This is a genomic window from uncultured Moraxella sp. (genome assembly GCF_945873075.1).
GTDB lineage: Bacteria > Pseudomonadota > Gammaproteobacteria > Pseudomonadales > Moraxellaceae > Moraxella.
Genome location: NZ_CAMCBS010000005.1, coordinates 23,636 through 38,422, shown reverse-complemented (window position 1 = coordinate 38,422; position 14,787 = coordinate 23,636). Strand labels below are relative to the sequence as shown.

Here is a 14,787-nt window from a genome sequence, read left to right as displayed (position 1 = left end):
GTGATTATGAGTACGACAGCATTAATCGTCATGTTGGTTGCAATGATTGCAATTTGGGGTGGATTGATTTTATCATCCGTCCATCTGATCAAGCACCCTGACATTGATATGGATAAAGTCCCTGCAGATCATTAATCTGATGATTTGCCAAAAACACGCCAAGCACTCGTTTGGCGTGTTTTTCTATTTTATAAATTAGACTACTTAATTTTAATAAAAAATACCAAAAAATAGAACACTGACTATTTATTTCACTGTCATCTAGTGGTAAAATCATGCTAATTTACAAGTGTAAATTCATTTGCGTTTTACCGCATTGTTGGGATACATAACTCAAGAGGAAAATATTATGTCTATCGATCGTATTCGCCACGCAGGTCTGCGTGATAAAGTGATGAGCGCTGAGCAAGCTGCTGAGTTCGTCCAAAATGGTATGAACCTTGCCATCACAGGCTTTACAGGTGCAGGCTATCCAAAAGCACTACCAACTGCAATTGCAAATAAAGCCAAAGCAGCGCATGAGCGTGGCGAGCAGTTCAGCATCGGTATGGTGACAGGTGCATCAACCGCTCCTGAGTGTGATGGTGTACTAGCCGAAGCCAATGCGGTACATTTCCGCTCACCATTCCAATCAGATCCAACACTTCGTAACAACATCAACGCAGGCCGTACCGCTTATCAAGATATGCACCTATCGCACGTTGAGCAACAAATGCGTCAAGGTTTCTACGGTCAGTTTGACATCGCTATCATCGAAGCATCAGGCATCACCGAAGAAGGTCATATCATCCCTGCAATGGGTATCGGTCATGCGGTCGAAGCCATCAAATGCGCTAAGCATGTTATCATCGAAGTGAACGCTGCCCAAAATGCTGGCCTAGAAGGTATGCATGATATCTATGGCGAAGTCGGTCTGCCACCACATCGTAAGCCAATCCCATTGGTTGGTGCATTTGACCGTATCGGTACGCCATATATCGAGTGCGCTGCTGACAAAGTAATCGCTATCGTATTGACCAATGGCGGTGACCGTAACTCAAAATTCGCTGATCCTGATGATGTCTCAATGCGTATCGCAGCGCAAATCATCGATTTCCTTGATCATGAAGTCAAGGCAGGTCGCCTACCAAAGAGCCTATTGCCGCTACAATCAGGCGTGGGTAACGTCGCCAATGCTGTGATGGCAGGTCTATTGGATGCGCCATTTGAAGATCTAACCGGCTACACTGAAGTACTACAAGATGGTATGCTGGATCTGATCTTGGCAGGCAAGATGAAGCACGCTTCGGCGACTGCATTGTCATTTAGCCCAGATGCGCTACAACGCTTCAATGACAACATTGAGTTTTTGCGTGACAAGCTAATCCTACGCCCAATGGAAATCAGCAACAACCCAGAAATCATCCGCCGTCTAGGTATCATCGGTATGAATGCGATGATCGAAGCGGACATCTACGGTAATGTGAACTCAACTCATGTCATGGGTACTAAGATGATGAACGGTATCGGTGGTTCGGGCGACTTTACCCGTAACGGTTTCTTCTCGTTCTATGTCAGCCCATCAACTGCCAAAGGCGGTGCAATCTCATCAATCGTACCAATGGTCAGCCACCACGACCACACCGAGCATGATGTGATGTTCATCGTGACCGAACAAGGTATGGCAGATTTGCGTGGTAAGTCACCAAAACAGCGTGCTAAGCTAATCATCGAGAACTGCTCACACCCTGACTATCGTGATATGCTGCGTGACTACTATGATCGTGCATTGGCAGTGAGTGAGAAAGCAGGTGGTATCCACACGCCACACATCTTGCTTGAAGCGCTATCATGGCACCAACGCTTCGTTGAAACTGGTGATATGCGTATCAAATAATCAATTTGATGGCTTAAGCCAAAACCGCTCGATTGTTCGGGCGGTTTTTTTGTATCACAACAAAAAAAACAGGGCAAGTGGATTGCTCGCCCTGTCTGCGTTGCTTAAGTTGTAAGATTTACACTTTTTCAAGTGCTTGCGTTAAATCAGCAATCAAATCATCAATATGCTCAATACCTACTGATAGACGCACCATGTCTTCGCTGACACCGGCGGATTTGAGCTCATCGGCATTGAGCTGACGATGGGTGGTGGTCGCAGGGTGGCAAGCAAGGCTTTTGGCATCGCCGATATTGACTAGGCGGGTGAATAATTGCAAGGCATCAATAAAGCGTGTACCACCTTCACGACCATCTTTAACCCCAAAGGATAAGATACCTGATGGTTTACCGCCAAGATACTTGACCGCTAGCTCATGCTGTGGATGGCTTGGCAGTCCTGCATAATTGACCCAGTTTACTTTAGGATGATTTTGTAAAAATTCAGCGACTTTTTGGGCATTATAGGTGTGTCGCTCCATGCGTAGATTTAAGGTTTCTAAGCCTTGCAAAATCAAAAATGCATTCATCGGGCTAATCGCTGCCCCTGTGTTGCGAAGTGGCACGACGCGGGCACGAGCGATATAGGCAGCTTCGCCTAAGGCTTCAACATAATTGACACCGTGATAGCTTGGGTCAGGGGTGTTTAAGGATTTAAAGCGTTCTGGATAATCGCCCCAAGGGAATTTACCGCTATCCACAATAATACCGCCAATGCTCGTGCCATGACCGCCGATATATTTGGTTAAAGAATGCACCACAATATCCGCCCCATGCTCAAAGGGCTTGAGTAGGGCAGGCGTGGCAACGGTATTATCGACGATGACAGGCACGCCAAATTCATGAGCGATGGCACTCACCGCTTGTAAATCAATGATATTGCCCAGTGGATTGCCGATAGATTCTACAAAGACCAGCTTGGTTTTGTCATCAATCTTGTGGCGTAGTTCATCAGGATTGTTGCCATCAAAGAATTTAACTTCAATACCTTGTTTTGGTAGGGTATGGGCAAATAGATTGTAAGTCCCACCATACAGCTGAGAGACTGAGACGATATTATCATCTGCTTCGGCGATGGTCTGAATGGCATAAGTAATCGCCGCCATGCCCGATGCCAATGCCAAGCCACCAATACCACCTTCGAGTGCCGCCACTCGTGCTTCTAGCACTGCGGTGGTCGGGTTCATGATGCGGGTATAGATATTGCCTTGCACCTTTAAATCAAACAAATCCGCCCCGTGCTGAGTGTCATCAAAGGAATACGAAGTGGTCTGATAAATCGGCACGGCAACTGCCTTGGTGGTGGGCTCTGGGCTGTAGCCTGCGTGAATGGCTAGGGTTTCGTCTTTGTAGCTCATGAGTGTTACTCCATAACATTGAATAAATTTAAGCAATTATAATAAAAATTTTAGTCATGCTCAATTCAGATTGCACCACATACTTATGATGAATTTTCATAAACCGCTGGGCTGTTATCAGTAATCTTATCTTTATCAGTCAAACTAAGCCCTAAGTGCAACGGTAGGATTTGCTGATGTGGCGTGATGAATATCATTGCATTTTGGGTGTCTTTGGGCTAATATGGATGAGTTTATAGGCTTTGATAATAAGGGTAGTAGAGATGACTATGAATGAGAAAATCCGTGTCGGTATCGTCGGTGGTACGGGCTATACAGGGGTTGAACTATTGCGTATTTTGAGCCGTCACCCGTCTGTGGCGGTGAAGTTTTTGACTTCTCGCAGTGAAGCGGGTAAGGCAGTGAGTGAGATTTTCCCAAGTCTGCGTGGCGTGTGCGATGTGGCATTTAGCGATATGACGGATGAGACGATGGCACAGATGGCAGATGGCTGTGATGTGGTGTTTTTTGCGACACCGCATGGTGTGGCGATGGCACATACGCCTGCACTGGTGGCAAAGGGCGTGAAGGTGATTGATTTGGGCGCAGATTTTCGCTTGCAGTCGCTTGATGACTTTGAACAGTGGTACGGTATGGTGCATACTTGCACAGATGTGCTCAAAGACAGCGTCTATGGCTTACCTGAAGTGAGCCGTGATAAGATTGCGGCTGCATCTGTGATTGCCAATCCGGGCTGTTATCCGACGACGGCGATTTTGGGGCTAAAACCTGTGATTGATGCGGAGAATCAAGCAGGGACAAGCCTAGTCGATGGGCGTATCATCATTGATGCCAAATCGGGCATCTCGGGCGCAGGTCGCCAAGGCAAGCTGGGTATCAGCTATGCTGAAACGGCGGATAACTTTAGTGCGTATGGCGTGGCAGGGCATCGCCATAGCCCTGAGATTACCCAAGGGGTGAATGAGATTTTGTCCGCCAAATTCCCGCACAAGCTACGCTTTGTACCGCATCTGGTGCCGATGATTCGTGGGATGTTTAGCACCATTCATGTGCCACTGTCTGAGGCAGGCGAGGCGCAGGATTGGCAAAGTGTGTTTGAGGCGTGTTATGCCGATGAGTATTTTGTGGATGTGTTGCCAAAAGGCGTGCTACCTGATACTCGCTCGGTGCGTGCGTCGAACAAACTACGCATCGCCATCCATCAAGACGGCGATATGCTAACGATTCTGGTGGTGCAGGATAATCTGGTCAAAGGTGCAGCAGGTCAAGCGGTACAAAATATGAATATCCTATGCGGACTACCCGAAACAACAGGGCTTGAGCTGGTGCCTGTCGTGCCGTGATGGAATAAAAAGCTGATTTATCATAATAAAAAACCACTCATTTGTAGTAGATGAGTGGTTTTGATTATAGAAGTCTTAGAGATTACAGCGTATTTGATAAGCTGTATGTTGACTTTACTTATTGCACAGCTTGTAGAAACTCTTGGATGTGCTTAATTTGTTCAGATTTTGCAAGCTGTTCACTATCGACATTGTTGCGTTTCGCTGCACGAATTTCGATATTGACATATCGATAACCTTGATTTGCAGCGTAGATTGATAATGAGCCATCACCATCAGCGACAGCAGGCACATTTTCTAGCACGACATTGTAAATTCCTTTTGCACAAAGTTTGTCGCCAAGCTCTTTAATATCAGGTGTGGTGGCTGAATATGGCAACCAAAACAGATTTTTATCATCAGAATGTTGATGGCAAAGAATGTCTGTCGCACCATATTTTTTGATATTTTTCATCCCAAATCCGCCGTCGGGATTGTTATTGTGCAACGAGATAATGTATGCATCAGGCGTGATGTGAAGTTGTTGTAAAATAAACTCACCCAATGGGAAAAACTCATCCGATGGTGTAAAAATACGATTAGGGTCTTTTTTGGTGACGGCTTGACGAGCTTGGTCATAAAAATAGCGTTGCTCATTATTTTCAAGTACCACCATCAATCCACCATCTTTGATGGCATCAAGTCCGCCATCAAATGCTGCATCTTCGCTATCGTGCAGGGCTAAGTATCGCACATTGCCAATCGGTTCTTTTTTATAAATATCAATTTTAAAAGATTGGTTATTTAGCATCACTTGGCATTGAGAAACTTGAATACCATGTTTTTCAAGCAGTTGTAAATTACCACGACTTAGCAAATCTTTATCATCGTTCGGCACTTGTACAGGGCAAGGCGAATTTTCGTTGTTTGCAGTAGTTGTTTCGGTGGGTGTCGCCTTGTCGTCATTACTCCCTGTATTTTGGCTTGCAGTGTCTGTGCTGACGGCTTGAGTTTGCGGGTTGGATGTCGATGCTTGGCTTTGCTCGCTAGAATTGTTAGAGCAGGCAGTATTCATCGTTGCCAAACCAAGCAGAGCGGTGAAAAGAAACTTAGATGTGTGCATGATAATTTCTTGTTTCATTGATTAAAAAATACCACCCAAACGAATTTTGGGTGGTGTATGATGAGAAAGTTTTATTATAGCGGACTAAGGTAGGCATCAAATACATAGCCGGTAGTGCCTTTTTGAGTGCTAACTTGACACCATCTGCCATGCTCATTTTGGTCTGGTCTATATTCCATATCATTGCAATAAATTTGTCGAACTTTGGTGCCTCTAGGTAGTTTGGTGATTTTTTTTGCCTCCGTATATGGTTCAGCACGCATAAAGATATGCGGATCATTTGATGTTACCACAATGTGTGTTGGGTTGAAGTTTGATTTCTTTTCTTGTTTAACCACAACGGTCTTTTGTGGTTGTGGCTGTTCAGCTTGCACGATAATGGTTGTTGGTTGCTGTTGTGCAGGCACGGTTTGTACTTGAACAGTTGTAGGTTGTTGAGCTGGCTGTGCAGGCACTACTGCAACAGGTTGCTGTACGGGCTGTTGCACTGGTTGTTGTTGTGCTTGAGTGGTTGGCTGTGCAGGTGCAGTGGTTACAGGCTGAACAGGTTGTAGCTGTGCATTTGGGTCGGTTGCTACAGGTTGTTGGGCTTGTTGTTGTGGTGCTTGTTGCTGATTTTGATTGATTTCGTCAGCCAATACAGCACGAGCCATACTCTTGATGACATCACCGTCACAGCCTGTCATGGCTAGGCTTAATGATGCTGCGATTAAAACACGTTTCATAACTACTCCTAAATTATGAGATAAACTATAACCATCATAGAATTTTACCAAATTATTACTGATGTATCAATCAAATTAACACTTTATGAAACTGTTGTGTCATTCATGTGTCTAGCGGTAGCTATCATCTTGATATTTGGCTTGACATTAACCATGGGTCAAGGTTTATCATAAGGCTTATCATAAGGTTGGGCATGATGGCGATGAGCGATTATGCTGATAACCATGAGTTAATTATGATAAAACCATTAAGAAAAGGAGAATTATCATGCCAATCATTCACCAAAATTTCGCCATCACCGGCATGACCTGCCAAGCGTGCGCCAATCGCATCGAAAAAGTGCTGAATAAAAAACCTGCCATTGAGACGGCGACGGTGAACTTTGCTACAGAGACACTGCAAGTCAGCTATGATAATACCAAGACCAGTCCAGATGAGATAGTGGCTTGGGTTGCCAAGACGGGCTTTGGTGCGACGCTTGATAAGTCTATGATGGATACGCAGATGCCGTGGCAGTTGTGGGTGTTATGGGGCTTAAGCTTGCCGTTTTGGGTGGGGATGATTGGCATGATGGTCGGCAGTCATGCGCTGATGATGCCTGTGTGGGTGCAGTTTATGCTGGCGACCGTTGTGCAGGTGGCATATGGGGCGAAGTTTTATCAAGGGGCGTGGGCGAGTATCAAGGGCGGACTTGCCAATATGGATGTGCTGGTGGCGATTGGTACGACGGCGATTTGGGCGTATTCGACTTATGTCTGGCTGACTCATCCTGATGCGATGCATGGGGTGTATTTTGAAGCATCGGTGATGGTGATTGCTTTTGTACGACTGGGCAAATACCTTGAGCATCGTACCAAGACCCAGAGCCTTGATAGTCTTGAGCTATTGACCAAGCTTGTACCATCGATGGTGCATAAGCAGGTGGGTGATGGCTTTGTGCAGGTGGCGATTGATGAGATTGGGGTGGGTGATGTACTTCTTGCCAATACAGGGGATAAAATCGCAGTCGATGGTGTCGTCATCAGTGGTCAAGCATGGGCAAATGAAGCACATCTGACGGGCGAGAGTGCACCCGTGCACAAGGCGGTGGGACAGATGGTCTATGCAGGCAGTGTACTAAGTGACGGCAGTGTAACTTATAAGGCTTGTGCAACCGGCGCACAGACCAAGCTTGGCGATATGATGACGGCACTGGCAGATGCACAAGGGTCTAAGGCGAATATTGCACGCTTTGCCGATACGGTGTCGGCGGTCTTTGTGCCTGTGGTGGTGGCGATAGCCCTGCTGACCTTTGGGGTGAATCTATGGTTTGGCACGGGATTTGATACGGCATTGATGCGAGCGGTGGCGGTGCTGGTGATTGCTTGTCCGTGTGCTCTAGGACTAGCGACGCCTGCTGCTATCATGGCGGGTATGGGCGTGGCAGCACGGCATGGCGTGTGGTTTCGTGATGCGCCAAGCCTTGAGATGGCAGGGCGGATTGATACGATTGTCTTTGACAAGACAGGTACGCTGACCAAAGGCGAGCCTGTGGTGGCAAAGTGGCAATCTCTAAGTTCGGCATGGTCGGAGCAGACGCTGATTGCGGTGACTGCGAGTGTCGAGCAGTATGCCACGCACCCGTTGGCAGTGGCGTTGGTGCAGTTTGCCAAAGAGCGTGCCATAACCTTATACACTGTGCAGGATGTACGCACACATACAGGTCAGGGGATGGATGCCATGATTGATGGTGTGGGTCATATCAAGGTGGGTGCGCCATCATTTGTCGGACTTGATAACTGGCAAGGTGATAGTCGGCAAAGTGATGACTGGGACGCAATGAGTGTGGTGGCGGTGGCGATTAATGATGAGCCTGTGGCGATAGTTGGGCTAGCAGATGCCATTAAGCCTGATGCCAAAGCCATCATCGAGCGCCTACATCAGCAGGGTATCACCACGATGCTGATGAGTGGCGACCGAGTGTCGGCGGTCGATGCTGTTGCAAAGGGGCTTGGCATTGAACACGCACAAGCCCAGATGTCACCACGAGATAAGCTATCCGCCGTCGAAACACAGGTCAAGGCAGGTCATCAGGTGGCGATGGTCGGAGACGGCGTCAATGATGCACCAGCGATGGCAGCAGCGCAAGCAAGCTTTGCAGTCGGTGGTGCGACCGATGTGGCACGGCATACGGCATCAGCGACATTGCTTGGTGAGTCACTCAGCCATGTCTATTATGCTTACCACATTGCCAAGCGTACGCTTGATACCATCAAACAAAACTTATTCTTTGCGCTGATTTATAACTGTATTGGTATTGTGCTAGCAGCAATGGGGCTACTTAGCCCTGTGATGGCAGCGGCAGCAATGGCACTAAGTTCAATATCGGTGCTGATGAATGCACTTCGACTCAAGCGACTGAATTTGATGACAGAATAAATTGTCATATTTTGTTACAAATATCGCTGAAATGGTGAATTATTGCCAAAAATTACAGTAAATGCTCAAAAATTAACCAACTGTGTAACAATTCGGTGTCATCATTAGCATTTTTGCAGTAGATTGCAACATATAAACTTGGCAAAATACCCACATAGCGAAATAAAACACGAATCTTTTGTGCTTTAGATTGTGTTTTGATTTATAATATTTTCAATTTTGGAGAATATAATGACTAAAACTTTATCTTTGATTCAGGCGGCAGTGGTTAAAGCTGCTTTGGCAGTGACCACAGTTGGCGTTGTTGCAGTGCCTTTAATGACGACAAGTGCACACGCTGCCGCCGTCAGCCAAGCGGATGCCACAAAAAGCCTAAACCGCTTACTTGGCAATGTCAAATCTATGTCGGCGAATTTTAGCCAAAAGACACGAGCAGGTAATAAAACTAGTAATTTTTCTGGTACGATGAGTGTGCAGCGTCCAAATCAGTTCCGTTGGGAAACTAAATCACCTGCTGAACAGTTGATTGTCGCAAACGGTAGCACGCTATGGATCTATGACAAAGATTTGCAGCAAGTGACCAAGCAGTCGGTAAATAATCAAGTCGGTGAAACACCTGCGCTACTTTTATCTGGTGATGTTAATCAGATTAACCGTAGCTTTAGCGTCAGTCAGCCATACAGCAATAAAAACTACTTTGTGCTGACACCAAAGTCTGCCAATGCAAACTTCAAAAATGTCTCTATCAGCTTCAATGGCGGCCGTCCTGTGATGATGGTGCTAAATGATAACTTAGGTCAGGAGACATCGATTCGCTTTAGCAATATTACAATGAACAAAAAAATCGCCGCATCGCAGTTTGATTTTAAGCCACCTGCAGGCGTAGATGTGATTAGCCAATAATCCCAATCCAATGATTGTCATGTGACTTGTGCGCATGACAATCTCAACCATCATCGATATAGACCAAAGCCTATGAATAGTGACAGTCCAAAAGCGATGTATAAGATTGTGGCACCTGCGATACTTGGGGTGCTTTGCTTGGTGGGATGCAGCCAAAACGCATCAACTTCTGAGCAGTCTGCACCTATATCGCCATCGGTGGCGCAGTCGGTAGCACAAAGTGAAATTTCACCAGTGCAAAGCCAGTCAACACAAGCACAAGCGACCGCAGTCACGCAAGAGAGCACCGAGCATACCCAAAAATACCATGCCATCATCCAAGACATCAAAGAGCAACTATCGGATGCCATCAAGGCTCGAGATGTAGATATGGCTTTTATAAAAAGTATGATCGCGCATCACCAAGCGGCGGTATCGATGGCGTATGTGGAGCTCAAACACGGCAAAAATCCACAAGTTCGTGAGATGGCGCAGGCAGTTATTGATACACAGCAGGCTGAAATCGGATGGATGAAAGATTGGCTGATTGCACAGCCAAAACAAAAAGACATCTCTGATGATTTGTCAGATGTGCAACAACAAATTGCAAAAATCGATCAACAAGCCTTTGATCACATGATCGATGACAGCAACGATCCAGATGCTGATACAGCGTTTGCCAAGGTGATGATTGGTCATCACAAGCTGGCAGTCAATATGGCAAAAATTTACCAAAAACAGTCACTTGCATCTGAGATTGATGACTTTGTCAATCAAATGATGATGGAGCAGCAGCATCACATCGATACGATGAAAGCATGGCTAAAATCTGATAAAAAACGCTAAGTCAAGCCCAATGTGCAGTCACATTGGGTTTTTGCTTTTTTTGGTCAAAAAGAGTAAAATTAGCCAAAAATCAGCTGACAAGGGTTTTTGATTATGACAACCAAAACTTTTAATATCTCAGGCATGACCTGTGGTGGCTGTACAGCCAGTGTCCAAAAGGCGTTGCAGGCAGTCGATGGCGTACAGTCGATCTCGGTCAGTCTTGAGAATCAGCAAGCTGTCATCAGCTTTGATGAAGCGATAGTGAGCGTACAGGCGCTGAGTGAGACGATCGAGGACGCAGGATTTGATGTGTCAGCGGTAAATTAATTATTTGTTACATATATAACAGATATAAATTTAAAAAATGCCATTTTTATCTGAATTTATTGCTAAAATGATGTAATTTTGTTATCTATGCTATAATACATCAGTTTTATTCCAAAAAAATCACACAGAGGTGATTATGTTAGCCAATTGGTCAGCGATTGCATTTTTGTTAGCCGCCGCAGGGCTTGTGGTATTTATGTTGGTAGTACCACGATTATTGGGTGGTCGTTCATCAGGTTCTCAAAAACAAGAAACCTTCGAAGCGGGTGTTGTGTCAGCAGGTTCGGCACGCATTCGACTGTCTGCCAAGTTCTATTTGGTTGCGATTTTCTTTGTTATTTTCGATTTAGAAGCATTATTTTTGTACGCTTACGCAGTCAGTGTGCGTGAAGTCAATTGGCTTGGCTTTACGGCGGCTGCGATTTTTATTGCCATCTTATTCGTCGGTTTGGTCTATGAGATGCGACTGGGTGCGATGAACTGGGCACCGGCTGATAAGCGTCGCAAAAAACCACGCATTTTAACTCGCCCTGAAAACTTTGATTTGGCTGCCATTACAGCATTCAACGGCATCGATGAGTTACACACTGACCCAACGGGCAAAGTGCCTGCGCAGTCATCAGGTCGCATCAATGTCTCTAACGATATCGAAAAAAACCGTGCACATATGGCAAATATTGACCATATCAACACCACAGGACGCGTCACCACGCACGATTTTCGTCAGGATGACTAACCACAAAAAACGTTACGGCTTTGGCTGTGGCGTTTTTTGCCTTATGCAAATTGCACACATCGCACTGCAAAGGAATGCAAAACGCTTAAGCCAGATTTTATCCAGCAATTCATCTATTCTATACAGACCAAATAAAGTGTACCGCTATGAAATACACACTAACCCGTGCCAATCAATCGGCAGAACAATACCCAAAACAATCACGAGAGTTGATTGACGACATCACCCAAGCAGAGATTGATAAGAATGTCTTTATGGCAAAATTATCAGACCTAACCCATGCTGCTGCCAACTGGGGTCGCAAAAACTCACTTTGGCCGTTTAACTTCGGTACTAGCTGCTGCTATGTTGAGTATGCCACCACCTTGACAGGCGTGCATGACTTATCACGCTTTGGTGCTGAAGTGATTCGTGCATCTCCCCGTCAGGCGGATGTGATGATTGTGGCAGGGACTTGTTTTGTCAAGATGGCGCCGGTTATCCTGCGTCTATACGAGCAGATGCTTGAGCCAAAATGGGTCATCTCAATGGGTGCGTGTGCCAACTCGGGCGGTATGTATGACATCTATTCTGTCGTACAAGGTGTGGACAAAATCCTACCTGTCGATGTCTATATCCCGGGTTGTCCGCCACGCCCAGAAGCGGTCATCCAAGCGCTGATGCTCCTACAAAATTCCATCACGCACGAACGCCGTCCGCTTGGTATTCACCTAGATGAGCAGGGCATTATCCAGCCTGTGATGACACCAGAGCGTGACCGCAAAAATGCCGACCGTATTGCGACGGTCAATTTGCGTAGCCAAGATGATGCTTGGTAATTCGATTATTTAATTTCAAGTTTTAGCTTTTGTCCATATCGATGAATATGGCGATATAAGGAAAATAACAATGAGCATCATTGACAACGCATTATCAAAGCATGCGGTTTTTGATGAACTAAATGCCAAGCATCAAGGTCAGTACACCATCCAAGAAACTGCCGATGGTATCCCAACGATTTGGGTAAGTACTGAGCATGTGCTTGATGTGCTGATGACCCTGCGTACCTTGCCAAAGCCGTATGTGATGCTGGTGGACTTATCTGCCATTGATGAGCGCCTGCGTACGCATCGTCATGGTCTGCCGCCAAGTGATTTTACGGTGTTTTATCATCTGATGAGCCTTGAGCGTAACAGCGACATCCGTGTCAAGGTTGCCCTAAAAGAAGGTCAAAGCACGCCAAGCGCCACCAAGATTTATCCAAATGCCAACTGGTATGAGCGTGAAGCTTATGATATGTTTGGCATCATCTTTGATGGTCATCCACATCTGACTCGTATCCTACTACCAAAATACTGGGAAGGTCATCCACTGCGTAAAGAATACCACGCGCGTGCGACCGAATTTACCCCATATTTCCTAAACACTGCCAAACAGCAGTTTGAACAAGAAAATCTACGCTTTGTCCCTGAAGAGTGGGGTATGAAGCGTAGCGGCCGTGACGAAGACTTTATGTTCCTAAACATCGGCCCAAACCATCCATCAGCGCACGGTGCGTTCCGTCTGGTGCTACAGTTAGATGGTGAAGAGATTGTGGATTGTATCCCTGACATCGGCTATCACCATCGTGGTGCGGAGAAGATGGCAGAGCGTCAGACTTGGCATTCGTTCATCCCTTATACCGACCGTATCGACTATCTGGGCGGTGTGATGAATGAGCTACCGTACATCATGGCGGTCGAAAAATTGGCAGGCATCACCGTGCCTGAGCGTGCGCAGACCATCCGTGTGATGATGAGCGAATTTTTCCGTATCACCAATAACCTGCTATATTGGGGTACATTCATCCAAGACGCAGGCGGTATGACGCCAGTATTTTATATGTTTGCCGACCGTCAAAAAGCCTATGATGTCATCGAAGCGGTGACAGGCTACCGTATGCACCCTGCATGGTTCCGTATCGGCGGTACGGCGCACGATTTGCCAAATGGCTGGCAAAAACTGGTACGAGATTTCCTTGACTGGATGCCAAAGCGTATCGATGAATATGTCAAAGCCACCATGACCAACACCGTGCTAAAAGGCCGTACCCAAGCGGTCGCCCAATATGATGCCAAGCAAGCTTTGGCATGGGGTGTAACCGGTGCCGGTCTGCGTGCGACAGGTATTGATTTTGACTTGCGTAAGGCGCGTCCGTATATGGGCTATGAGAACTTCGACTTTGAAGTGCCTGTATTCTACAATGGTGATGCCTATGATAGATGCTTGGTAAAAATCGAAGAAATTCGCCAATCGCTACGCATCATTGAGCAGTGTCTAAACAATATGCCAAGCGGTGCTTATAAAGCCGAGCACCCACTGGCTGTACCACCGCCAAAAGACCGCACGCTCCAAGACATCGAAACCTTGATTAACCACTTCGTCTCTGTGTCATGGGGTCCTGTGATGCCAGCGGGCGAAAGCTGTGCGATGGTCGAAGGTGTCAAGGGTCTAAACAGCTACTATGTCACTTCAGATAACTCAACCATGAGCTATCGTACTCGTATCCGTACGCCGACCTTTGCCCACCTTCAGCAGATGCCAAGCGTAATCAATGGCTCGCTGGTCTCTGATGCGATTATTTATTTGGCAAGTATTGACATTGTCATGGCTGACTGTGATCGATAAGGGGCTAAAATGAAAGGTCAATGTTTGTGTCAGGCGGTGACTATAGAAGTGGCAAGCAATGATGCACTTCATGCCTGTCATTGCAATCACTGCCGTAAATGGGGTGGTTCAGCAGGATTTACCGTACAAGCACAAAGTATAACCACCGATAATGCCCAAGAAATTGGTACTTATCAGTCATCAGATTGGGGTACTCGCAATTTCTGTAAAATCTGTGGTACGCATTTGTATTTTCATCAGCTAGGCACGGACAATTATTATTTGTCAGCAGGGCTGTTTGATGATGTGAATTTTAAACTGACTTCACAAATTTTTATTGATAAAAAAGCGTGTTATTACGAACTTGCTAATGACACACCCAAATTGACCGAAGCCGAATTCTTGGAGATGGTGACAAATAGTTAATTTGGTAAATTGCCTAACTCTTTAAAAGAATTGGCATGAATAAAGAAGTATCATTATTGTTCATAATGTCTAATATCAGTAGTTTTACGCAATTGACATGAA

14 protein-coding genes are annotated in these 14,787 nt (G+C 46.0%); 11 read left to right on the top strand and 3 right to left on the bottom strand.

Features of this window, described 5'->3' with window-relative positions; genetic code table 11:
* Positions 1-6: 6 nt before the first annotated feature.
* Complete coding sequence (locus tag Q0N89_RS02830) at positions 7-135, top strand: methionine/alanine import family NSS transporter small subunit (RefSeq protein WP_294033290.1); 129 nt, start codon at positions 7-9, stop codon at positions 133-135.
* Between the two features lie 214 nt (positions 136-349).
* Positions 350-1,876 carry an acetyl-CoA hydrolase/transferase family protein gene (locus Q0N89_RS02825; RefSeq protein ID WP_294033289.1) on the top strand — a complete coding sequence of 509 codons (1,527 nt, stop codon included), beginning with the start codon at positions 350-352 and terminating at the stop codon, positions 1,874-1,876.
* Positions 1,877-1,994: 118 nt separating this feature from the next.
* Here the strand turns inward: Q0N89_RS02825 and Q0N89_RS02820 are convergent, their stop codons facing one another.
* Positions 1,995-3,272 carry an aminotransferase class I/II-fold pyridoxal phosphate-dependent enzyme gene (locus tag Q0N89_RS02820; RefSeq protein WP_294033288.1) on the bottom strand — a complete coding sequence of 426 codons (1,278 nt, stop codon included), beginning with the start codon at positions 3,270-3,272 and terminating at the stop codon, positions 1,995-1,997.
* Between the two features lie 269 nt (positions 3,273-3,541).
* Here Q0N89_RS02820 and argC point away from each other — a divergent pair, with 269 nt between their 5' ends.
* A complete protein-coding gene (gene argC / locus Q0N89_RS02815) occupies positions 3,542-4,615 on the top strand; it encodes an N-acetyl-gamma-glutamyl-phosphate reductase (protein ID WP_294033339.1) in 1,074 nt (357 codons plus the stop codon).
* Between the two features lie 118 nt (positions 4,616-4,733).
* Here argC and Q0N89_RS02810 read toward each other — a convergent pair whose 3' ends face one another.
* Together Q0N89_RS02810 and Q0N89_RS02805 are read right to left on the bottom strand one after the other, a co-directional pair.
* Positions 4,734-5,717, bottom strand: coding sequence for a hypothetical protein (locus Q0N89_RS02810; protein WP_294033287.1), 984 nt, complete (start codon positions 5,715-5,717; stop codon positions 4,734-4,736).
* Positions 5,718-5,791: 74 nt separating this feature from the next.
* Positions 5,792-6,442 carry an SH3 domain-containing protein gene (locus tag Q0N89_RS02805; protein ID WP_294033286.1) on the bottom strand — a complete coding sequence of 217 codons (651 nt, stop codon included), beginning with the start codon at positions 6,440-6,442 and terminating at the stop codon, positions 5,792-5,794.
* Positions 6,443-6,710: 268 nt separating this feature from the next.
* Here Q0N89_RS02805 and Q0N89_RS02800 point away from each other — a divergent pair, with 268 nt between their 5' ends.
* The 8 genes from Q0N89_RS02800 to Q0N89_RS02765 all read left to right on the top strand — a co-directional run bounded on the left by Q0N89_RS02800 (position 6,711) and on the right by Q0N89_RS02765 (position 14,685).
* Entirely contained in the window at positions 6,711-8,861 is a 2,151-nt protein-coding gene (locus Q0N89_RS02800) for a cation-translocating P-type ATPase (protein WP_294033285.1), read from the top strand.
* A gap of 231 nt (positions 8,862-9,092) precedes the next feature.
* Positions 9,093-9,764, top strand: a complete 672-nt coding sequence (gene lolA / locus Q0N89_RS02795) for an outer membrane lipoprotein chaperone LolA (protein ID WP_294033284.1) — start codon at positions 9,093-9,095, stop codon at positions 9,762-9,764.
* 72 nt (positions 9,765-9,836) lie between these two features.
* Complete coding sequence (locus tag Q0N89_RS02790; protein ID WP_294033283.1) at positions 9,837-10,589, top strand: DUF305 domain-containing protein; 753 nt, start codon at positions 9,837-9,839, stop codon at positions 10,587-10,589.
* 93 nt (positions 10,590-10,682) lie between these two features.
* Positions 10,683-10,898 (top strand): heavy-metal-associated domain-containing protein, encoded by a 216-nt coding sequence (locus Q0N89_RS02785; protein ID WP_294033282.1) that lies wholly within the window; start codon positions 10,683-10,685, stop codon positions 10,896-10,898.
* Between the two features lie 136 nt (positions 10,899-11,034).
* Positions 11,035-11,634: an NADH-quinone oxidoreductase subunit A gene (ndhC, locus tag Q0N89_RS02780; RefSeq protein ID WP_294033281.1), complete on the top strand. Its 600-nt coding sequence runs from the start codon at positions 11,035-11,037 to the stop codon at positions 11,632-11,634.
* 146 nt (positions 11,635-11,780) lie between these two features.
* On the top strand, positions 11,781-12,452 hold the full coding sequence (locus tag Q0N89_RS02775; protein ID WP_294033280.1) for an NADH-quinone oxidoreductase subunit B family protein: 672 nt from the start codon (positions 11,781-11,783) through the stop codon (positions 12,450-12,452).
* Between the two features lie 70 nt (positions 12,453-12,522).
* Positions 12,523-14,280, top strand: a complete 1,758-nt coding sequence (gene nuoC / locus Q0N89_RS02770; protein WP_294033279.1) for an NADH-quinone oxidoreductase subunit C/D — start codon at positions 12,523-12,525, stop codon at positions 14,278-14,280.
* A 9-nt stretch (positions 14,281-14,289) separates the two neighbouring features.
* Positions 14,290-14,685: a GFA family protein gene (locus Q0N89_RS02765; RefSeq protein WP_294033278.1), complete on the top strand. Its 396-nt coding sequence runs from the start codon at positions 14,290-14,292 to the stop codon at positions 14,683-14,685.
* The last annotated feature ends 102 nt before the right edge of the window (positions 14,686-14,787 follow it).

What these genes read in the sequence shown, in the direction of transcription:
- Q0N89_RS02800 (WP_294033285.1), top strand. Translation starts at nt 6,711, where the DNA reads ATGCCAATCATTCACCAAAATTTCGCCATCACCGGCATGACCTGCCAA.
- Q0N89_RS02775 (WP_294033280.1), top strand. Translation starts at nt 11,781, where the DNA reads ATGAAATACACACTAACCCGTGCCAATCAATCGGCAGAACAATACCCA.
- argC (WP_294033339.1), top strand. Translation starts at nt 3,542, where the DNA reads ATGAATGAGAAAATCCGTGTCGGTATCGTCGGTGGTACGGGCTATACA.
- Q0N89_RS02785 (WP_294033282.1), top strand. Translation starts at nt 10,683, where the DNA reads ATGACAACCAAAACTTTTAATATCTCAGGCATGACCTGTGGTGGCTGT.
- Q0N89_RS02820 (WP_294033288.1), bottom strand. Translation starts at nt 3,272, where the DNA reads ATGAGCTACAAAGACGAAACCCTAGCCATTCACGCAGGCTACAGCCCA.
- ndhC (WP_294033281.1), top strand. Translation starts at nt 11,035, where the DNA reads ATGTTAGCCAATTGGTCAGCGATTGCATTTTTGTTAGCCGCCGCAGGG.
- Q0N89_RS02825 (WP_294033289.1), top strand. Translation starts at nt 350, where the DNA reads ATGTCTATCGATCGTATTCGCCACGCAGGTCTGCGTGATAAAGTGATG.
- Q0N89_RS02810 (WP_294033287.1), bottom strand. Translation starts at nt 5,717, where the DNA reads ATGCACACATCTAAGTTTCTTTTCACCGCTCTGCTTGGTTTGGCAACG.
- Q0N89_RS02765 (WP_294033278.1), top strand. Translation starts at nt 14,290, where the DNA reads ATGAAAGGTCAATGTTTGTGTCAGGCGGTGACTATAGAAGTGGCAAGC.
- Q0N89_RS02805 (WP_294033286.1), bottom strand. Translation starts at nt 6,442, where the DNA reads ATGAAACGTGTTTTAATCGCAGCATCATTAAGCCTAGCCATGACAGGC.
- nuoC (WP_294033279.1), top strand. Translation starts at nt 12,523, where the DNA reads ATGAGCATCATTGACAACGCATTATCAAAGCATGCGGTTTTTGATGAA.
- Q0N89_RS02830 (WP_294033290.1), top strand. Translation starts at nt 7, where the DNA reads ATGAGTACGACAGCATTAATCGTCATGTTGGTTGCAATGATTGCAATT.
- Q0N89_RS02790 (WP_294033283.1), top strand. Translation starts at nt 9,837, where the DNA reads ATGAATAGTGACAGTCCAAAAGCGATGTATAAGATTGTGGCACCTGCG.
- lolA (WP_294033284.1), top strand. Translation starts at nt 9,093, where the DNA reads ATGACTAAAACTTTATCTTTGATTCAGGCGGCAGTGGTTAAAGCTGCT.